At 67.3% G+C, this 20617-nt stretch carries 15 protein-coding genes and 2 tRNA genes; 9 read left to right on the forward strand and 8 right to left on the reverse strand.

What is annotated here, in order from left to right:
- Positions 1-50: 50 nt before the first annotated feature.
- The 6 genes from J7I84_RS14420 to J7I84_RS14445 all read right to left on the reverse strand — a co-directional run bounded on the left by J7I84_RS14420 (position 51) and on the right by J7I84_RS14445 (position 8000).
- The gene (locus J7I84_RS14420) at positions 51-257 is read right to left on the reverse strand and encodes a YbdD/YjiX family protein (protein ID WP_251046646.1); all 207 of its coding nucleotides are present in this window, start codon (positions 255-257) and stop codon (positions 51-53) included.
- Positions 254-2551 (reverse strand): carbon starvation CstA family protein, encoded by a 2298-nt coding sequence (locus J7I84_RS14425; RefSeq protein WP_214945242.1) that lies wholly within the window; start codon positions 2549-2551, stop codon positions 254-256. Before J7I84_RS14425 ends, J7I84_RS14420 begins: the two co-directional genes overlap by 4 nt.
- A gap of 150 nt (positions 2552-2701) precedes the next feature.
- A complete protein-coding gene (locus J7I84_RS14430; protein ID WP_251046647.1) occupies positions 2702-5551 on the reverse strand; it encodes an FtsX-like permease family protein in 2850 nt (949 codons plus the stop codon).
- Between the two features lie 5 nt (positions 5552-5556).
- Entirely contained in the window at positions 5557-6294 is a 738-nt protein-coding gene (locus J7I84_RS14435; RefSeq protein WP_214945244.1) for an ABC transporter ATP-binding protein, read from the reverse strand.
- A complete protein-coding gene (locus J7I84_RS14440) occupies positions 6291-6896 on the reverse strand; it encodes a PadR family transcriptional regulator (RefSeq protein ID WP_214945245.1) in 606 nt (201 codons plus the stop codon). Before J7I84_RS14440 ends, J7I84_RS14435 begins: the two co-directional genes overlap by 4 nt.
- A gap of 120 nt (positions 6897-7016) precedes the next feature.
- On the reverse strand, positions 7017-8000 hold the full coding sequence (locus J7I84_RS14445) for an NAD(P)H-quinone oxidoreductase (protein ID WP_214945246.1): 984 nt from the start codon (positions 7998-8000) through the stop codon (positions 7017-7019).
- 108 nt (positions 8001-8108) lie between these two features.
- Here J7I84_RS14445 and J7I84_RS14450 point away from each other — a divergent pair.
- Positions 8109-8196 (forward strand) — tRNA-Ser (locus J7I84_RS14450).
- 68 nt (positions 8197-8264) lie between these two features.
- Here the strand turns inward: J7I84_RS14450 and J7I84_RS14455 are convergent.
- On the reverse strand, positions 8265-10199 hold the full coding sequence (locus J7I84_RS14455; protein ID WP_214945247.1) for an FAD/NAD(P)-binding domain-containing protein: 1935 nt from the start codon (positions 10197-10199) through the stop codon (positions 8265-8267).
- Positions 10200-10283: 84 nt separating this feature from the next.
- On the opposite strand from J7I84_RS14455, the gene J7I84_RS14460 reads away from it, so the two are divergent.
- The 4 genes from J7I84_RS14460 (at position 10284) to J7I84_RS14475 (ending at position 14630) form a co-directional block, all read left to right on the forward strand.
- A complete protein-coding gene (locus J7I84_RS14460; protein ID WP_214945248.1) occupies positions 10284-12557 on the forward strand; it encodes a prolyl oligopeptidase family protein in 2274 nt (757 codons plus the stop codon).
- 48 nt (positions 12558-12605) lie between these two features.
- A complete protein-coding gene (locus tag J7I84_RS14465) occupies positions 12606-12761 on the forward strand; it encodes a hypothetical protein (RefSeq protein WP_311381148.1) in 156 nt (51 codons plus the stop codon).
- A gap of 106 nt (positions 12762-12867) precedes the next feature.
- Positions 12868-12956 (forward strand) — tRNA-Ser (locus tag J7I84_RS14470).
- A 192-nt stretch (positions 12957-13148) separates the two neighbouring features.
- On the forward strand, positions 13149-14630 hold the full coding sequence (locus tag J7I84_RS14475) for an MFS transporter (protein WP_214945249.1): 1482 nt from the start codon (positions 13149-13151) through the stop codon (positions 14628-14630).
- Here J7I84_RS14475 and J7I84_RS14480 read toward each other — a convergent pair.
- Positions 14554-16758, reverse strand: a complete 2205-nt coding sequence (locus J7I84_RS14480; protein ID WP_214945250.1) for an ATP-dependent DNA helicase RecQ — start codon at positions 16756-16758, stop codon at positions 14554-14556. The genes J7I84_RS14475 and J7I84_RS14480 overlap by 77 nt on opposite strands.
- Before the next feature lie 165 nt (positions 16759-16923).
- Between J7I84_RS14480 and J7I84_RS14485 the strand changes: the two genes are divergently transcribed.
- The 4 genes from J7I84_RS14485 (at position 16924) to J7I84_RS14500 (ending at position 20612) form a co-directional block, all read left to right on the forward strand.
- Positions 16924-18342 carry a phosphomannomutase/phosphoglucomutase gene (locus J7I84_RS14485; protein ID WP_214945251.1) on the forward strand — a complete coding sequence of 473 codons (1419 nt, stop codon included), beginning with the start codon at positions 16924-16926 and terminating at the stop codon, positions 18340-18342.
- A gap of 6 nt (positions 18343-18348) precedes the next feature.
- On the forward strand, positions 18349-18846 hold the full coding sequence (locus tag J7I84_RS14490; protein WP_214945252.1) for a hypothetical protein: 498 nt from the start codon (positions 18349-18351) through the stop codon (positions 18844-18846).
- Between the two features lie 15 nt (positions 18847-18861).
- A complete protein-coding gene (locus J7I84_RS14495; RefSeq protein WP_214945253.1) occupies positions 18862-19311 on the forward strand; it encodes an Rrf2 family transcriptional regulator in 450 nt (149 codons plus the stop codon).
- 140 nt (positions 19312-19451) lie between these two features.
- Positions 19452-20612 (forward strand): globin domain-containing protein, encoded by a 1161-nt coding sequence (locus J7I84_RS14500; RefSeq protein WP_214945254.1) that lies wholly within the window; start codon positions 19452-19454, stop codon positions 20610-20612.
- Positions 20613-20617: the final 5 nt, after the last annotated feature.

Consider the following 20617-nt stretch of genomic DNA (forward strand, 5'->3'; position numbering starts at 1 on the left):
CAGGGTCCACCAGTGAGGCACAGTGGCAGGCTTGTCCGCTGCGGGCTCAATCAGCAGCACCTGCCCTGGGGGTTGGTGTCCTGGCGGTCCGTGCGGTCCCGCCAGAACTCCCGCTCCGACATGGGTGCTTCCTGGTGCCCGGCCGACCTATGGTGTTCAAGGTATTTGGCGTAGGCGTCGGCGCCCATGACGCCGCCCAGGTGGCGGGCGAACCCACGGAATCCGCTGGCCACCAGGGCGATGCCGGTGCTCGTCAATGCCCGGCCCGTTCAACGCGGGCGTCGGCGGGCACGTTCCCCCACTCGGCAGCCAGCTCACGTTCGGCCGTTGTGGGCGCCAGTCCTGCAGGAGCAAAGACGCGCGACGGAACTGCCGGGTCCTCGTTGTCCGTGGTGGCTGTCCCGGCCGCCCTGTCACGGAAGGCCTTGGCCGTGGCGAGCACCGCCGTGGCAATCACGATGATGCTGAGCACCACGAAGATCACGGACAGCCAGCCCTGGATGGCGGTGTTGCGGACAACGGCCTCCATGGCAGCCACCGATTTCGCGGTGCCGAACTCCTTCTTGCCGTCGGCCAGCGCCTTGCTGAAAGCAGCGTTGTTGGCGAAGTAGCCCACGGCAGGGGTGGAGGAGAATATCTTCTGGTAGCTCGCCGTAATGGTGACCACTGCGGCGAATGCCAGCGGCAGGGCGACCATCCACAGGTACTTGAAGGTGCCGCGCTTGGCGACGATGGCCAGGCAAACAGCCAGCGCAATGGCGGCCAAGAGCTGGTTGGCGATGCCGAACAGCGGGAACAGCGTATTGATGCCGCCCAACGGATCGGTGACGCCCATCAGCAGCACCGCGCCCCAGGCGAGCACCATGATGGCGGTGCAGAGCCAGGCGCCCGGCCGCCAGGAGGCTTCCTTGAACTTGGGGACGAAGTTGCCGATGGAGTCCTGCAGCATGAACCGTGCAACGCGGGTGCCTGCGTCCACTGCGGTGAGGATGAAGAGCGCCTCGAACATGATGGCGAAGTGGTACCAGAAGCCCATCATGGCCGTCCCGCCGACGAACTGGTGCATGATGTGGGCCAGGCCCACTGCCAGGGTGGGTGCACCACCGGTACGGGACACGATGCTCTGCTCGCCAACATTCCGGGCCGTCTCAGACAGGAGGTCGGGGCTGATGTTTACCCCGGCCAGGCCCAGGCTGTTGACCCAGGTGGCCGCGGTTTCCACGGTGCCGCCGGTCAGGGCCGCCGGGGCGTTCATGGCGAAGTACAGGCCGCGGTCAATCGAGATGGCGGCCACCAGGGCCATGATGGCCACGAAGGATTCCATCAGCATGCCGCCGAAGCCGATGTACCGGGTCTGCCGTTCCTTCTCCACCAGCTTGGGGGTGGTGCCGGAGGAAATCAGGGCATGGAACCCGGACAGGGCGCCGCAGGCGATGGTGACGAACAGGAAGGGGAACAGTGCGCCGGAGAACACCGGGCCGTTCTCCCGGCCGGCGAACTCGCTGAACGCGGGAACATTGACTTCGGGCCGTACCACGATGATGGCGAGCGCGAGCATCACGATCACGCCAATCTTCATGAAGGTGGAGAGGTAGTCGCGCGGAGCCAAGAGCAGCCACACCGGCAGGATCGCGGCGATGAAGCCGTACATGATGAGGCCCCATGCGATGGTCACCTTGTCCAGGTGGAACACCGTTGCGCCCCATTCGGTCTGCGCCACCAGGCCGCCGCCGATGATGGCGGCCATCAGCAGGACGAAGCCGATAATGGAGACTTCCATGACCTTGCCGGGCCGCAGGTAGCGGAGGTAGACGCCCATAAAGAGGGCAATGGGGATGGTCATTCCCACGGAGAACACACCCCAGGGGCTTTCACCCAGGGCGTTGACGACGACGAGCGCCAGGATGGCGACGATGATCACCATGATGAGCAGGGTGGCAATGAGGGCGGCCGTGCCGCCGATAACGCCGAGTTCCTCTCGGGCCATCTGGCCGAGCGAGCGGCCGCCGCGGCGCATGGAGAAGAACAGCACCAGGTAATCCTGCACAGCACCGGCGAAGACGACGCCCACGATGATCCAGATGGTGCCGGGAAGGTAGCCCATCTGGGCGGCGATGACGGGACCCACCAGCGGGCCGGCGCCGGCGATCGCGGCGAAGTGGTGGCCAAACAGCACGTTGCGGTCCGTGCGGACGTAGTCCTTGCCGTCCGCCTTGTACTCGGCCGGGGTGGCGCGGCGGTCATCAGGCTTGGTGATGTAGCGCTCGATCACCTTGGAGTAGAAGCGGTACCCAATCAGGTAGGTGCACACCGAGGCAAAGACGAACCAGATGGCGTTGACGGTCTCGCCGCGGATGATGGCCAGCATGAACCAGGCCACGCCGCCCATCAGGGCGATCGCAGCCCACAGTGCAATCTTTGCCGGGGTCCATTTCCGGTCCTCGGCTTCCAGCCGTGCCTCGTCCACGGCGGGCGGGGGAAGATCCGGGTCTGTAGCCAGTCCACCCTCCGCCCGGGATCCGCTGTTCCGTTCGTCAGGCGCTCCGGCCATGTCTCCTCCTTGAGAGTTTTCCCACACTTCTGCCACTGGGCACCCTACCAACGCCGGTTCCCCCAGGAGGGGCCGACAGCGGCGCGGCGCCGGGTTGTGCGGTGAGCGGCAGTGACGCGGCGACGAATGAGGGCAACGGCGGCTGTCCTGCTAGGCCAGGCCCCGCCGGGACAGAAGCAGGCCGGAGCGGGTGCAGGCCCACGCAAGCGACGCGCCCGTCACCGGAACAGCTGCTACAAGGGCAAGCAGTTGGAGCCAGGGAACCTCCGCTGCCGTCCGCATGTCCGTCGAGAGGACGATCAGGAACGCGGGCACCGCCCCTGCCAGCGCCCCCAGGATGGTGCCCAGGCCGCTGGTGAAAAGCGCCTGCGATCCGGCGAGGGCCTTGCGCAGCCGGGGTGACGCACCAACGCCGGCCAAGGTGGCGTGGTCCGCGCGGGCGTCGGCAAGGGACAGTCCGGTGGTGATGCCGGCTGCGCTGAAGGTGATCAGTGCAGCCGCAGCCACGATGGACCAGGTCATCCACAGGCTGCCCTGCGAAATGCCCGGTTCCGCCCGGAAGGTCATGCCGGGCTGCCCATAGACGGCAGCGGCCGCAGCGGAGGCTGCATCAGCTTCCGCCTCAGAGGGGTACTTCACTAGCTGAAACAGCAGTCCGGCCGGTGCCGCGTGGAGGCCCAGGCGTTCTGCGGTTGCCGGCGAGACAATTCCGTAACAGGGCACTGGAACGGCAGGTTCCAACACTGACGCTGCGAGGGAGTCGCTCCTGACCGTGGCGTGCCCGCTGCCAGGCCCGCGCGCCGACGGCACCTGCGTCCGGACGTCCTGGGCCTGCAACGAGACCCTTCCGTCGTCGACGAACACCGGGTTGGTCACCACCATTCCGCCGGCGTCCAGGACCGCCAGCGCCTGCGCGGACGCATTGCGGCCCAGCACCGCACGGATTTCCTCCGCACCGCCCACCAGGATGGCCCGGTCAGTTGGTTGCTCGTTGACCATGGAACCGCGGCACCGCCAGTCCCCCGGGTCTAGCAGTCTTCCTTGCGGCGTCTTCGGACACTCGCTGGCCTGCGGCCTGGCCAGCGCATACAGCAGGCAATTCGAGGTATCAGTTCGTGCCGCCAGCGTGGGATCAGCGGGACCTTCGGGGCAGTTCCGCAGGCTTTCCGGAGCCGTGATGGGCTGGCTCGACTCGACAGTGCCCAGGGCATCAGCAACGGCAGTGGAGAGCGCAGAAGCGTCCACGTGCAGTGGCGGCTTCCTGCTTCCATCAGCCGCCAAGGGCGGGTCCACAACCAGCGGCAGGTATGCCTGGTTTTCAAGGGCACCCCAATAGTGCGTTTCCCGCAGTCCCGCCTGTTGGCTGGCGGACAGCACCAACGCCGCGCTGGCCAGCGTGGCAGCCGCGAGCACTGCCGCGACGGCGGGGATGCTGCGGCCGCGATTCCTGGCGGAGTCCCGGGCCGCCATCCGGAGGGAGAGGGGCAGCCACTGTGCCCGGGACGTCAGGCGGAGTATCAGCCAGCCGGTCAGCATCACCAGGCCGCCTACAGCGAGGACTGCTCCCGCAATCAGCATCGTCACCACCAGTGGCAGTTGCTCCGCCCGCCGGTCCGGGTCGCTGCTGGAGCCGCTCAGAAGCCAGCCGGCTGCCAGCAGCGCCGCGGCAACTGCCAGCGTCACGCCACCGGCCAGGGTGGTGCGCCGTCCTATAGGTGCCGGCGCCCGCCCGGATTTGAGCGCGCCCAGCACCGCCTGCCGTGACACCCGGCGGGCAGGGACCATCGCGGCCAGGACGCAGGCGGCAAGGCCCATGGCCATGGCCACTCCGGTCAGCAGTGCGTCCGGGTGCAGGCCGGCCAGCCGGACGGATCCCGTCCTGCGGACCAGCTGGACGACGACGGCGGCGGCTCCGAACCCCAGCGCGGATCCGAAGGCGACGGCGAGGCATCCCAGCCACAGTCCTCCAGCCGTGACGACGGCACCAAGGGTGGAACTTTCCACTCCCGCGGACGCCAGCAGAGCCAGCTCACGCACCTGGCGCTTTGCTCCGACAGCGAAGGCAGCACCCGCGAGCAGGCCGACCTCAAGCAGGGCGAGCGCCCCGATCAGGCCGAAGGTGGCGTAGACGGCCGTGGCCGCCGACGAGTCATCCCGCGGCTGCGAACCCGGAACCAACCGCTGCTCGAGGGGCGGCGGGTCCAGCACCACACTTTGGGAGAGCACCCCCACGCCCTTGCTGTTGGCGTCCCTGACTTGCTGCCACGTGACCGGTTCCGGGCCCACCAGGTAGTAGGACACGGACTGGCGGGCCATTGGGCCGGGGGCGAAGTCCGCGGGCAGTTGGCGGGACTGCAGATACAGGAAACTGTTGCCGTCCGCGGCCGATGCGTCGCGGATGGTTCCCACCGGGACGAACGTTCCTGCCGACGTCGTAAATTCCTGTCCAAAGGTGAGGTGGAAACGTCCCATGAGGCCCGGCGACACGAGTACCTCCGCCGCTGCGCGCGGCGCCCGCCCTTCGAGGAGGCTGAACTTGCCGGTGAAGGCCGGATTGAGTGCATCCACCTCGCGGCCCTCGAATGAAACGAGCGCCTCCCCCACTCCGGTGGTCAGCTGCAGCAGGCGTTGGGGCAGGACGTCATAGCCCGCCGGGATGGCCTCGAAAGGGTCCGTTCGCTGGAACTCCGGATCGAATCGACCCGTGCTGGAGGCGATGACTCCGTCATTGAGCGGGTCCTGCAGGGAGTCCGCGCTGGGCACAGGCAGGACGCTGAACCGTGCCTGGGTGTTGCCCAGCTCGTACTGGACTGTCTCGGCGGGGGTCCGTTGTGAGCTCTGGTAGAGGGTGGCGGCGCCGGTCATTCCCGCCACCGGCACCATGATCAGGAGGAGGATGAGGAGGGACCGGCCCTTGTGGCGGGCGATGTCCCGGCGGGCCAGCCGCAGGGCAATCCGGTAGCCGCTCCGGCGCCCTTGCGGCGCTGGAGCCACGTCCATTGGCATTAGAGCCCGGCCTGCGTCAGGAGCATCGTGGGATCATGCATGGCGGCCGCCTGGTCAATGATGCGCCCGTCCCGGAGGAAGACCACGCGGTCCGCCCAGGCGGCGTGCCTGGGCTCGTGGGTGACGAGCATGACGGCGGCACCGGCGTCGGCCCTGGCGCGCAGGACCTCCATGATTCCCTGGCCCGTTGTCGAATCCAGCGCACCGGTGGGCTCGTCGGCCAGGATCAGCCGCCGCTTGCCCACGATGGCACGGGCGATGGCCACGCGCTGCTGCTGGCCGCCTGACATCTGGTCCATGAACCGGTCGGCCAGCTCCGGGATGCCCACCTGCCGGAGCGCATCGGCGGCCTGCCGGTGGGCCTTCCGTGCGGATATGCCATCCAGCTCCAGCGGCAACGCCACGTTTTCCGCGGCGGTCAGCGTGGGAACCAGGTTGAAGTCCTGGAAAACGTAGCCGACGGCGCGGCGGCGCAGGCGGGCCAGTTCATTCAGGCGTAGCCCGGCCAAGGGTGTGGATTCGACGTAAACAGCGCCCGACGTCGGCCGGTCCAGTCCCCCGGCAACGGCCAGCAGGGAGGACTTGCCGGAGCCCGAAGGACCCATGACGGCGACGAACTCCCCCGCGGAGATGGTGAGGTGGACGTCACGGAGTGCTGCTACCGCCGTGGCGCCTTCCCCGAACGTCCTGCCAACCTTGGCAAGTTCAAGGACCTGCTGCGGTCCCTGCACGCTCACCGGCGGCTGTCCGCGTTGAGCGGGGCGTCTTCCGTGGCCCCGTTGGATGTTTTCCGGCCTGCAGACGTGGCGGCAGCCTGTGCCTGCTGGACCATCCTGGCTTCGCAGAGGTCCAGCCAGCGGACTTCCGCTTCGGTCTGGAAAATCAGCGAATCGAGCACCAGGAGCCAGGCGGTATCCGCGGCCCGTTGGTTTGCCGCCGTGTCACGGCGGGCCTTGGTGTAGTCCTGCAGGGCCCTGATCGATGCTACGCGCTGGGCCTGGATAATGGCCTGGACATCCACCCCGGGCAGGGTAACGGCGAGCGCGAGTTTGATGGCAAGCTCGTTGCGGGGCGGGTTGTTCCGCTCCACGGGAGCGGCGAACCAGCTCCGCACCTCCGCTTTGCCGGCGGGGGTGATGCTGTACACCACATGGCCCTCGCCGTCGTCGCCTTCCTTGGCCACCAGGGCATCGCGTTCCAGCCGGTCCAGGGTGGTATACACCTGCCCGATATTCAGGGGCCAGGTGGCTCCCGTGCGGCTTTCGAACTCGACCCGCAGCTGGTAGCCGTAGCGTGGCTGGTCCTGCAGCAGGGCGAGGAGGCTGTGGCGAATCGACATGTTGCTCCCCCGGGCTGGTCATTACCGGTATGCACAGGCCCCCAAGACCCGTGCATACCGCGTATAGCGAGCCTAGCTCCGAAAGATCGCCGGTGCAATACCCGGTATGTACTGGAGGTCTTACATGACCAGGAGGATCTTGCCCACGTGATCGCCACTGTCAAAATACCGGTGTGCTGCACTGACCTGGTCCAGCGGGAAGGTCTTGGCGACGAGCGGCCGGATCCTGCCGTCGGCAACCAGGGGCCATACAGCGTCGCGGACTGCGGTCATGATGGCACCCTTTTCCGCCACCGGCCTGGGCCGCAGGGCGGTAGCCACCACGGCTGCACGCTTCTTCAGCAGCAGCCCCAGGTCCAGCTCGCCCTTGGCACCGCCTTGCAGCCCAATCACCACCAGGCGCCCATAGTCAGCCAGGGCGTCCAGGTTCTGCTGGAGGTATTTGGCCCCCACCACGTCAAGGATGACATCCGCCCCCTTGCCGCCGTTCTGCCGCCGAAGGCTGTCCGGGAAGTTTTCCTCTTTGTAATTGATGGCGATGTCCGCTCCAAGGAATGCCTTGGCGGTGCCCACCTTCTCATCGGTTCCGGCTGTGGTGGCCACTTTGGCACCGAAGGCTTTGGCAAGCTGGATGGCCATGGTGCCGATCCCGCCGGTGGCTCCGTGGATAAGAACCGTTTCACCCGGCTGCAACTGCGCCGTCATGATCAGGTTCGAGTACACCGTCGCGGCCACCTCCGGCAGCGATGCGGCGGTGACCAGGTCCACACCTTCGGGCACCCGAAGCACCTGCTCGGCCGGGACCGCCACCTGCTGGGCATAGCCGCCGCCTGCCAGCAGGGCCACCACTTTGTCCCCCAGCGAGAATGGCTTGCTGACGCCTGGCCCGAAGCCGGCGATCCGGCCTGACACTTCCAGCCCGGGGACCTCGGAGGCGCCCGGCGGCGGCGGGTAGAACCCCCTGCGCTGCTGGACATCGGCCCGGTTCAGGCCGGCCGCCACCACGTCGATCAGCACTTCGCCCTGGCCGGGCACCGGGGCATCCACGTCCCGGACTTCCAGCACTTCCGGGCCGCCCGGTTCCGATATGTAGACGGCTTTCATGGACCTCTCCCGTTCCTGACTAAAATCCTGGCTGCATCCAGTGTGCACCGGGCGCTTCCCCGGGCCTGTTTTGTTGCAGGCAAGTGCCTATGAAACACTACTAGCTGAGGAAGGTTGTCCGAGCGGCCGAAGGAGCTGGTCTTGAAAACCAGTGTGCGGTAACCCCGTACCAAGAGTTCGAATCTCTTACCTTCCGCAAGGGAACCCCTGGCAGCCGGCAACGGCAGTCAGGGGTTTTTGCATTGTGGATTAAGCCATATTCGGTTAGGCCCTGGCGAGGATGGCCGCCGCGATCTCGTCCGCATCGCGGAGGGTGCGCTGGCCGCTGCGGTAGGCGGGGCCGCCGGGCTGCACCGCCTCCGCGGCGATGGCGGTACCCCACTGCGCCGACGACAACTGTAGTCCCAGCACAAAGAGGCCCTCGGTCACGGACCCGTTGGCGGCGACCGGGCGGTACGGGTGGGGCTCCACGTCCAGGCCTGTGGACTCGATGGGAGCACCTTCCGCAGTCATCATGAGCTTGGGCCGCACCAGCCCATCGGACAGCAACTGCTCCAGAACCGGTGAATCGTTGGCCGAGACCCGGTTGCCGGGGGCCAACGCCTCTACCATGGTCCGCGCGGTGACGGGCGGCCCCGCCACCCACGGCGAGGACGCGGTGAACAGCGCAGGCTTCCGGTGAACGCGGAATTTCGGGTCGGGCCCAACAAAGCTGACCACCCCGGCCCTTGCGAGCGCAGCGAGCTGTTCGGCACGCAGTGCGGGCGGTCCGCTGGCCAGGCCCTCAACAAACGACTCGAACCAGCCACGCAGGCCGGCAACCCATGATTCATCGGTGATGCCGCCGTCGGCCACTGCGGTCTTGAGCACCGCGCGTCCGTGGTGCAACGCCGCGATGGCCATCTTGACCGGATCATCCTCGCCCAGGCCCGAGCGGCGTGCATCGTCAAGCAGGAACTCCACCACCGCGGCGTCATGGCCCCTGCGGGACTCAAACGAACGGCCTGCCAGTGGAGCCGCGAGCCCGGGAAGGTCCAGTCGGTGCCGCGGACCTACATGGACGGCCAGGACGCTCTCAACGTTGTCCTCCCAGTTCGCGGCACTGTGCGCGTGCGGCTGCAGGGCTTCCTCCAGCGCTGCGAGGAACGCGGGAGAATCGGGCACGGCGCCGGGCTGCGAGCGCACCAGCGTTGAGTAGTAGGCCCACAGGGCGTCGCGGTGCAGCAATGGCCATAGATCGTGATCGAAGGACGGACGGATTCCGGCCTTGGCCAACCGTTCGATGGCGGCCTCAGTGAGGTAGCGGAGCGTGATGGCGGAGGCGTAGTAACCGTCCAGGGCCGCTTTTGCGCGGTAGGGGGTTCCGCGCCGGGACGCCGCGATGATCAGGGGCTCCTGGCCGGACGCTTCGTATTCAAGCCTGTTGCCAGTGGACACGAACTTCCCCCCGCGGCCTTCGGTGAGCTGGCCCATGGTGTCGAAGAAGTTCAGTCCCATGCCGCGGACCAGGACCGGCTCACCGGCAGGGATCCTGGTCCAGTCCACGTCCGCGGGGACGGCAGGGGGAAAGTACTGCAGGCCCAGTTGGCCGGCGGCGCCCTGGAGTTCCCTCTGTTCCGGATTCAGCCGCGAGGGGATGTGCCCCAGGGCCAGCACCACGGAGCTGGCTCTGATGCTCGCTCCGGTGGCCAGCCCGACGTCGAACGTTCCGTCCCCCGCTGGACGCACCGACAGTGCCGACGTTTCGTGGAATTCAACCGTGACGCCGTCCGGAGCCTTGCCCAGCAACTCCTCCACGGTGCAGCGCAGGTAGCGGCCGTAGAGGGCGCGGCTGGGAAAGTCATTCGATTCCAGCACCGCCAGCTCCGCCCGTTCCCCGGCGGTGAGGGCCGGCAGCGGGTCCCGCTGGTGCCGTGCCCGCCACTGGTCGAAGGTGGTGCCGGCAATAGGCGCGGGCAGTGACGGATCCTCGGGGATCAGGGTGGGATAGAAGGACTGGGTGTTCATGAGGAACAGCCGGGACTGATCCGGCTGCCACACGTGACCCGGGCCCACCGGGTAGGGATCCACGACGTCGATATGCAGGTGCGCTTTCCGGTCCCCGGCCGCGGCAGTGTGGGCGAGTAGCCGCTCCAGCACGCTGGTGCCACGGGGGCCGCCGCCGATGATGACGGCCCGGTTGCTCTGCGATAATTCCACGCCATACAGCGTACGGGCTGGAGGCGGAGTGTGCGCCGGCCGCTTGACTTGCCAGCCACGGGGGATGTTGTTTGGATGGGGCGCATGACCACCACAGCAGCTGATCAAGCGTCCGTTCCCGGTCCCGGCCGGGACACGTCAGGCACAGTTTCCCGGGAAGCCGCACCGGAACCCGTCGACGAGAATGTGTGGCTGGAGGACATCTATGGCGAGGAACAGCTGGCCTGGGTCAAGGAGCAAAACTCCCGCACCGAGGACCTGCTGGAGGACGGCGGCTACACGGATCTCGAAGCCGGCATCCTGGAAGTGCTGGACTCCACGGACCGGATCGCCATGGTGGGTAAGCGCGGGGACTGGTACTACAACTTCTGGCGCGACCGGCAGAACCCCAAGGGTCTTTGGCGGCGGACCACCTGGGAGAGCTACTGCACCGATGCCCCCGAATGGGACATCCTGCTGGACGTTGACGAGCTGTCCCGCGCCGAAGGGGAAGAGTGGGTGTTCCACGGCGCCACGTTCCTGCGCCCCGCGGCGGGCGAGCCCTACCGGCTCGCGCTGCTTGCCCTCTCTCCCGACGGCGGCGACGCGAACCGCTACCGGGAGTTCGACGTCGAGGCACGCGCCTTTGTCGATCCCGCACAGGGCGGGTTCGACCTGCCCACGGCGAAAGGCAACGTGTCCTGGCTGAACGCCGATGCGCTGCTGGTCGCCTCCACCGCGGACGGGCTGCCTAAGACAGCATCCTCCTACGCGCGGACGGCGGTGACACTCAAGCGCGGCGATTCCCTGGCAGCTGCCCCGCGCCTGTTCGAGGTGGCGGAAGAGCACATGATGGCCGTCGCTGCGCACGACTCCACGCCCGGCTTTGAGCGGACCTTCGCCGTGGACTACATAGACTTCTTCAACCGCACCAACTTCGTGCTGCGGGACGAAGCCTGGGTACAGATTGATGTGCCCACGGACGTCAACGTCAGCGCCCACCGGGAATGGCTGCTCTTCCGTCCGCAGCAGGACTGGGTCCTGGACGGCACCACCTACCCTTCCGGGGCCCTGCTTGCCGCCAACTTCGAGGACTACCTGGCCGGCGGTCGCAGCCTCACGGTCCTGTTCACCCCCGATGCCCACACGTCCCTGCAGTCCTGGAGCTGGACCCGGAACCATCTCCTGCTCAACCTGCTCAAGGACGTCTCCTCCGAGATCCGGGTGCTGGACCCGTCCCGGCCTTCCGCCGGCGCGGACGGCAGCTGGCCGGCCACCCTCCTGGATGCCTGCCCGCCCCTGCACGACGTGAACGCCTACGCCGTGGATGACGAGGATGAGGGGACGGCCGACGGCGGCGCAGGCGATGACTTCTGGCTCATCGCCACGGGCTTCACCACCCCCACCACCCTGATGCGGGGCACGCTGGAGCACCGTGCCCCCGAGGACCGTGCCCCGGAGGACGGCAGCGCCGGGACAGCCGGGGTGGTGAGCCGCCACGCGGTGGTCAAGACCTCGCCGTCGTTCTTTGCGGACAGTGACTATGAGGTGGAGCAGCACTTCGCCGTGTCCGACGACGGCACCCGGGTCCCGTATTTCCAGGTAGCTCCGCGGAGCCTGGCCCTGGACGGGCAGAACCCCACCCAGCTGTCCGGCTACGGCGGATTTGAGGTTTCGCGAACACCTGCCTACAGCGGCACCGTGGGCCGGGCGTGGCTGGAGCGGCGGACTACTTTGTCGGAGGGGAGCGACGGGAAGGCCCCGCACCCGCGCGGTGGCGTGTATGTGGTGGCGAACATCCGGGGCGGCGGCGAATACGGTCCGGCCTGGCACCGGGCAGCGCTGAAGGAAAACCGTCACCTGGCCTATGAGGACTTCGCAGCCGTTGCCCGCGACCTCATCTCCCGCGGGGTCACCTCCCCACGGCGGCTGGGCTGCGTGGGGGGCTCCAATGGTGGACTCCTGGTGGGGAACATGCTCACCCGGTACCCGGAACTGTTCCGGGCCGTCTCCTGCGGGGTGCCCCTGCTGGACATGCGCCGCTACACCAGGCTCTCTGCCGGGCACTCGTGGATTGCCGAGTACGGGGACCCGGACGTTCCCGAACAGTGGGAGTACATCAGGACCTTCTCGCCCTACCACCTGCTCAAGGACGCAGTGGACTATCCGGAAACGTTCATTTGGACAGCGACCTCGGACGACCGTGTGGGTCCCGTCCAGGCACGCAAGATGGCAGCCCGGATGCTGGCAATGGGCATCCCCAATGTGTGGTTCCACGAAGCACTGGAGGGCGGGCACGCCGGCGCCTCGGACAACCGGCAGGCCGCCGCGCTGCAGGCCCGCAGCCAGCACTTCCTGTGGAAAGCTTTGGCGGGCTGACCGCCATGGCACCTGGGTTGGCGGTCCGGAGGGCCTGCGCCGGCGACGTTGAGCGGCTGGCCCAGGGGCACGTTTGCCGCCGGCAAGAGCCGGGCCATCGGCTTCTACCGGCGTTTCGGCTTCCACCCCGACGGCGCAGAGGACGTCCTGCCGGACTGGGAGGACCTGCCGGAGATTCGCATGGTCCGCCCCGCGCAGCGGTGACCTCTGAGCATCCAGTCCCCGTCAGCCGGACTGAACGCCGTCTAAGGCACCGTTTTGCACTGCATGGCCGGTTCTGCGTATCCTTGGTGGGCTAGGAATAGCAATTGGAGACGTGCCAGAGCGGCCGAATGGACTTCACTGCTAATGAAGGGTCGGGGTTAAACTCGACCGGGGGTTCAAATCCCCCCGTCTCCGCGTTTGGCCCCGGTCCTTGGACCGGGGCCTTTTGCGTTCCCGGGCTTTTTGCGTTCCCGGGCCTTTTGCGTTCCCGGGCGGGTGGACCAGCACTGGCCCCCGGCTGGGAGAGTGCCTCCGGCGCTCGGAACGCGCTGTCCGGCCTACGGACACCGCGGGCGTCTGCCGGTGGCGCAGTGGCAGGATTAGCGCATGGCGGCACGCAACAACCCACACCAGCCGGATGGCGTCCATACGGCATGGAACCCGCGCCTGGCACTCCTGGTGGCGGCAGCGTTCTTCATGGAATTCCTGGACGGCACGGTCCTCACCACGGCCATTCCCAGCATTTCCGCGGACTTCGCCATCCCTGCCGCCGACGTCAACATCACCATGACTGCCTACCTGCTGACAGTGGCGATCGGGATCCCCCTCAGCGGCTGGCTCGCTGAACGGTTTGGTGCCAGGCGGATCTTTTGTACGGCCATCGCGGTGTTCACCCTCTCATCCCTGGCCTGCTCCCTCAGCCAGGACCTGGCCATGCTGACCTTGAGCCGCATCGCCCAGGGTGCCGGCGGCGCCATGATGGTGCCGGTGGGAACCCTGGTGGTGCTGCGCGGCACCCCCAAGTCCGAGCTGTTGCGTGCCACCGCGTTCCTGGTGTGGCCCGGGCTCCTGGCGCCAGTACTGGCACCGCTGGTGGGCGGGGCGCTCACCACGTACCTGTCGTGGCACTGGATCTTCCTGGTGAACCTTCCGCTAGGCGTTGCCGCGTTTGCGGCGTCGCTGCGGCTGGTTCCGGCAGTGCCCGGAGATCCCGGCCGGCGGCTGGACTGGCCCGGGATGGCCCTGACCACCGTGGGGGTGGGTGCACTGGTGGCTGGCCTGGAGCTGGCAAGCAGCCGCCCGGAATTGCCCTGGGCCGGAATCAGCGCCGTGGCGGGGGTTGCGGCACTGGCCGGCGCCGTGCTCTGGATGCGGCGGACACCCCATCCGCTGTTCAACCTGCAGGTCTTCCGCACCAGGACGTTCCGGGCCATGGCCACGGGCGGATTCGTGTACCGGGTCACCATCAGTTCGGTCCCGTTCCTGCTGCCGCTGATGTTCCAGGCCGGGTTCGGCTGGTCACCGCTGCACGCCGGCGCCCTGGTGGCAGCCGTGTTCGTCGGAAACATCGGGATTAAGCCCGCCACCACCCCGTTGATCAGGAAGTTCGGTTTCAAGGCGATGCTGGTGTTCGCCTCGCTGGCATCTGCAGTTACCTTCGCGCTCTGCTCCCTCCTGACACCGGAAACCCCGGAGGTTTTGATGGTTGTCCTGCTGGTGTGCAGCGGTGCGTTCCGCTCCATCGGCTTCTCGGCCTACGCCTCCGTCCAGTACGCGGATATTCCCCCGGCACAGCTGACGTCAGCCAACACGGTCTCGGCCACGCTGGTACAGCTGGGTACGGGTTCGGGCATAGCGGTCGCGGCCCTGCTGATCCGAACCTTTGACGGTCTCGGCTCCGCGGCCCACGATCCGGCCGGCCCTTTCCGCGGCGCGTTCCTGGCGATGGCCGTCCTGATGCTGGCAAGCACCGTGGACAGCGTCCTGCTCCCCCGGCATGCAGGGGCAGCAGTCAGCCGGCCTGAGCCAGCACCAGAGGCAGCACCGCTCCCGCCCCGGCCTGCCGAAGGGCACGCCCCGCGACCGTGAGGGTCCACCGGCTGTCCGTGAGGTCGTCGATCAGCATCACTGGTTGGCCCTGGACAGACTGCAGGGCGGCTTCGAGCTCCGGGCCCACCACCAGCCGGTCCCATACCCCCGCGAGCCGGTAGGCGCTGTTGCCGCCGCGTCCGCCGGTGGGACCCCCGTGGGCCAGCTCCAGCCCGCCAAGGTAGGGGATGCGACCGATGTCGGAGATGCCCCGGGCCAGCGAACCCACCAGTTGGGGTTTGCTGCGGGACGGCACAGCCACAATGGCGGCCGGCCTCCCAGCCCCGCTCCATCCGGGATTCCGGCCATCACCGGCCCCCCATTCGCGCAGTACCTGCACGCAGGCCTGGAGCATTCCCGGATCCACCGGCCGGTCCTCCGCGTTGGCGGCGAACAGTTCCCGCAGGGCACCGCCCCACCCCAGGTCCGTCAGCCTGGCAAGGACCCGCCCTTCCGAAAGGCCCTCGCCCGGTTTGAGATTCCCCTTCACCGGAACCCCAAGACGGTCCATGCCGCTGGGCCACTGAAGACGCGGTTCCACAACGCCGCCCGCCCTGCTGAGGGTCTGGTTTGCCGCCGCTGTGGCGTCGGCCGCCACATCCGCCGGGAACCACTGGCCGGCACAGTTGTCGCACCGGCCGCACGGACGGGCCGTCTCGTCGTCCAGGACCGAGGTGATGTACTCCATCCGGCAGCCCGCAGTGTCCTGGTAAATCACCATTGACTCCTGCTCGTCCACGCGAGCCTCGGCAATGCGGCGGTAGCGCTCGGCGTCGTAAACCCACGGCTGGCCAGTGGACCGCCAGCCCCCGCCGACCCGCTCCACGGCTCCGTCAACGGACAGCACTTTCAGCAACAGTTCAAGCGGCGTGCGGCGAAGATCCACCCTGGCTTCCAGCGCCACCGTCGACAGCGCTGAGCCGGCTTCGGCCAGCGCCGTCAGCACGGCCGCCGCCTTCTCCTCGGATGGCATGGACGCTGTGGCGAAGTACTGCCAGATTTCGCGGTCCTCGGAGCCGGGGAGCAGCAGCACGTCGGCATTCGCGGCACCTCGGCCGGCACGGCCCACCTGCTGGTAGTAGGCCACCGGCGAAGAGGGCGCGCCGAGGTGGACAACGAAGCCAAGATCGGGCTTGTCGAAGCCCATTCCCAGGGCGGACGTGGCCACCAGCGCCTTGACCTGGTTGTCCTTCAGGAGCTGCTCGGCCCGCTCACGGTCCGCCGGATCGGTCCGCCCCGTGTAGGCGAGCACGTTGTGTCCCGCTTCGGACAGCAGCCGGGCGGTGTCCTCCGCCGCGGAAACGGTCAGGGTATAGATGATGCCGCTCCCGGGGAGGTCTGCCAGGTGGGTCAGCAGCCACCCCAGCCGCTCTTTCGAGTTCGGCAGCGCAAGGACGCCAAGCCGAAGCGAGTCACGGCCCAGGGAGCCGCGGATGGTCAGGACTCCTGCGCCGAGTTGCTCTTCAATGTCATGCACCACGCGGGAGTTGGCCGTGGCCGTGGTGGCCAGGACCGGTACCGTGTCCGGGAGGCGGGTGATGAGGTCCGCAATCCGGCGGTAATCGGGACGGAAGTCGTGGCCCCAGTCCGAGATGCAGTGGGCTTCATCGATGACCAGCAAACCGGTCCTGCGGAGGAGCTCGGGCAGCTGCGTTTCCCTGAACGCGGGGTTGGTGAGCCGTTCCGGGGAAACCAGGAGGACGTCCACCTCATCGGCGGCGAGGCGCTCACGAACCGTGTCCCACTCCAGCTGGTTGGCGGAGTTGATGGCGACGGCGCGGACCCCGGCCCGGGCAGCGGCTGCCACCTGGTCCCGCATCAGGGCAAGCAGGGGCGAGACGATGAGCGTGGGGCCGGCGCCCCGGCGGCGCAGCAGCAGGGATGCCACGAAGTACACGGCTGACTTGCCCCAGCCGGTGCGCTGGACCACCAGGGCCCGCCGTCCGCCGTCGACCAATGCCTCGATGGCTTCAAACTGCCCGTTGTGGAAGACGGCGCCCGGGTTCCCCACCAGGCCGCGGAGAACCTCAAGCGCCTCGGCGTGCGTTGCGGTTCCCGGCGCACCCGGATCTGCCGAATCTCTGACTGGGGTGGCGGAAACTGTGGAAGCGTACTGGTTATTGGCCATTGATTCAGTATCCCAGCACCCTCCGACACCCCGCACAGCACCAGGGCCGCTATGTGGAAACGCTATGTGGAAACCGGTCAACGACGCACTGCAAAGCTCCGGCTGTTACGCAAGTTGCCTCAAAGCCCCCTTTGCCACAGGCGGCGCACACGTAAGATAAAGCCCGTGACTAGCGAACAGACAACGACATTTGATCTCTCGGCATCCTTCAAGGCCTACGACGTCCGGGGGATTGTGGGCGAGTCGATCACCGCCGAAATCGTCGAAGCCGTGGGGGCCGCGTTCGTGGATGTCCTGCAGCTTGAGGGACAGACCATCGTGGTGGGCGGGGACATGCGTCCTTCCTCTCCCGAGTTCACCAAAGCCTTCGCTAATGGAGCGGCAACCCGCGGAGCCAACGTGGAGCTGCTGGACCTGATCTCCACGGACGAACTCTACTTCGCCTGCGGTTTCCTCAACCGTGCCGGGGCAACCTTCACCGCCAGTCACAACCCTGCCGAGTACAACGGGATCAAGATGGCCAAGGCAGGCGCCGTGCCCATCTCCTCCGAATCCGGCCTCAAGGAAATCCAGGCCCTCTCGGAGCAGTACCTCAACGCAGGTGCCATTCCCGCTGCCGGCACCAGGGGCCTCATCAGCGTCCGCGACGTCCTCCGGGACTACTCCGAGTACCTCCGCAAGCTTGTTGACCTCTCCGCCTCCCGCCCGCTGAAGGTGGTGGTGGATGCCGGCAACGGCATGGCCGGCCTGACCACCCCGGCTGTCCTGGGTGACACGCTCCTGCCCAAGCTGCCCTTCGACATCGTTCCCCTGTACTTCGAGCTGGACGGTTCGTTCCCCAACCACCCGGCCAACCCGCTGGAACCGGAAAACCTCCGGGACCTGCAGGCCGCAGTGATCGAACACGGGGCGGACATCGGCCTGGCCTTCGACGGCGACGCCGACCGCTGCTTCGTCATCGACGAGAAAGGCGAGCCCGTGTCGCCGTCGGCCATCACCGGCATGGTGGCCCGGCGCGAGATCGCCCGCGCCAAGGCCCAGGGCGAGGAAACACCCAGCATCATCCACAACCTGCTCACCTCCCGCGCGGTCCCCGAACTCGTGGAGCACGACGGCGGACGCGCAGTCCGTACGCGCGTGGGCCACTCCTTCATCAAGGCAGTCATGGCCAAGGAAGGTGCCGTTTTCGGCGGCGAGCACTCCGCCCACTTCTACTTCCGCGACTTCTGGAATGCTGACACCGGCATGCTGGCTGCCATGCACGTCCTTGCGGCCCTGGGCGAGCAGGACGGCCCGCTCTCCGAACTGGCCCGCGAATACGAGCCCTACGTCAGCTCCGGCGAGATCAACTCCGAGGTGGAGGACAAACCGGCAGCGGTTGAGCGCGTGCGCCAGGCGTTCGCGGACCAGGACCTTACCATCGACAACCTGGACGGCAGCACGTTCACGGCCAACGATGGCAGCTACTGGTTCAACCTGCGCCCATCCAACACCGAACCGTTCCTGCGGCTCAACGCCGAGGCTACGGACCGGGCCACCATGGAACGCGTCCGCGACCGCGTCCTGTCCCTGGTGCGGGCCTAGCACCGGATGACTGACCACACCGGGCAGGCAACGGACGGACACAGCGGGCAGGAGAGTTGGCGTGGCTCCGTCTCCGAAGCCACGGCAACGGACCTGGAGAACCTCCTGGGCACAGGCGTCAGCGCGGCCCAGGAACAGCTCCAGCGCAATGGCGGCTTCCTGCCCTTCGCGCTGACGGTGCAGAACGACGGCGAGGTACGGCTGGTTGCCGTCTCCCCCGCCGATGCCGGAGAGGGCAGCGACGGAGACTTCGACGCCGACGCCATGATCGGCGACCTTCAGGCCCTCCTCCGCCAAAACCGGGACGATTTCCGCGCCGCCGCGGTTGTCTGCGACATCCTGCTGGTGGAAGAGGATTCGGATGCCATCCATGTGGCAGCCGAGCACCGGGACGGTTCCCTTTTCGCGGCCGTGCTGCCTTACGCCGCCAACGCCACCACCCAGACCTGGGAATTCGGTGAGCTGGGCGCGGACGCCAGCGAGCCCGCCATCTGGGTGGACTAGACCGGACCTGCAGCCATGAAAATCAATGCCTTCGCCGACGTCAGCCTGCGCGCCCTCATGGTGCTCGCAGCCGTCCCGGACGGCGCGCTGCTCACCACCCAAAGCATCGCGGACTCGGTGGGTACGCCCTACAACCACGTCAGCAAGGCCATGGCCCGGCTGCGGAGCATGGGGCTGATTGAGGTTGTCCGCGGCCGCTCCGGTGGGTCGCGGCTTAGCCATGCGGGCCGCATCGCCACGGTGGGCCAGATCCTGCGGCAGCTTGACACGCGCACGGATCCTGCAGACTGTGTGGCCCCGGGAGGCAACTGCCCCCTGATCAACGAGTGCAAGCTCCGCGGCGCCCTGGCCCGCGCCCGGGAGGCCTTCTACGCCGAGCTGGACTCCGTGGTCATCTCCGATCTCCCGCACGCCCGGCAAATGGCTCCGGTATTCCAGATGATCGGCCTCCGTCCGGAGCTTTAGGCACCGCCTATCCGGGCGCCCGCTATCGGTTTGATTTCGAACTTCTACACAGTGTAGAACTGAGGCAGAAATACTCGTATTTCAAATATGAGTTTTCCTCCGGCCGGACGAAGGCCCCGGCCATAACCTCAGGAGTTCAGATGCTCTCGGACAAGTCCCGCCCAGTCATTGAGGCCACCCTGCCGCTGGTCGGATCCAGGATCGGATCCATCACACCCAACTTCTACGGCCGCCTCTTCGCCGCGCATCCTGAACTGATGGATGGCTTGTTCAGCCGCTCCAACCAGCGTTCAGGGAACCAGCAGCAGGCCCTCGCCGGGAGCATCGCCGCCTTCGCCACCCACTTGGTGAACAACCCGGGCACACTGCCCGAAACCGTCCTTTCGCGCATCGCGCACCGGCACGCTTCCCTGGGCATCACCGAGCCGCAGTACCAGGTGGTCTACGAGCACCTGTTCGCGGCCATCGCCGAAGACCTGGCGGAGGTCATCACTCCCGGGATCGCCGAGGCCTGGACCGAGGTGTACTGGCTGATGGCGGACGCCCTGATCAAGCTCGAAAAGGGCCTTTACGCTGCCCAGGCCAATGACAGGATGTGGATGCCGTGGCGCGTGGCGGCCAAGACGCCTGCCGGAACCGGATCCATGACCTTCACCCTGGAACCGGCCGACGACACCCCTGTCACCCCGGCCCTTCCCGGCCAGTACGTCAGCGTCAAGGTTGCTCTTTCGGACGGACTGCGCCAGGTCCGGCAGTATTCCCTCTCCGGTGACGCAGGCACCAGCCGCACCTTCACCACCAAGCTGGACGACGGCGGGGAGGTCTCCCCCGTGCTGCACAATACTGTCCAGGTGGGTGACGTCGTCGAGATCTCCAATCCTTACGGCGAGATCACCCTCAAGGAGGGCGACGGCCCGGTGGTCCTCGCCTCCGCGGGCATCGGCTGCACGCCCACCGCCTCCATCCTTCGCTCCCTCGCCGAGTCCGGCTCCGACCGCCAGGTCCTGGTGCTGCACGCGGAAAGCACTTTGGACAGCTGGGCCCTGCGCAGCCAGATGACGGACGACGTCGAACGCCTTGACGGTGCCGAGCTGCAGCTCTGGCTGGAGAAGCCGGTGGACGGCGCCAAGGAGGGCTTTATGTCCCTGCGCGAAGTGGACCTTCCCGCCGACGCATCGCTCTACCTCTGCGGCCCCCTGCCATTCATGAAGAACATCCGCAACGAGGCCATCAACGCCGGCATCCCGGCCACCCGGATCCACTACGAGGTCTTCGGCCCGGACATCTGGCTCGCCAGCTAGATCCA

This window comes from Arthrobacter sp. ISL-85 (assembly GCF_018613675.1).
Taxonomy (GTDB): Bacteria; Actinomycetota; Actinomycetes; order Actinomycetales; family Micrococcaceae; genus Arthrobacter.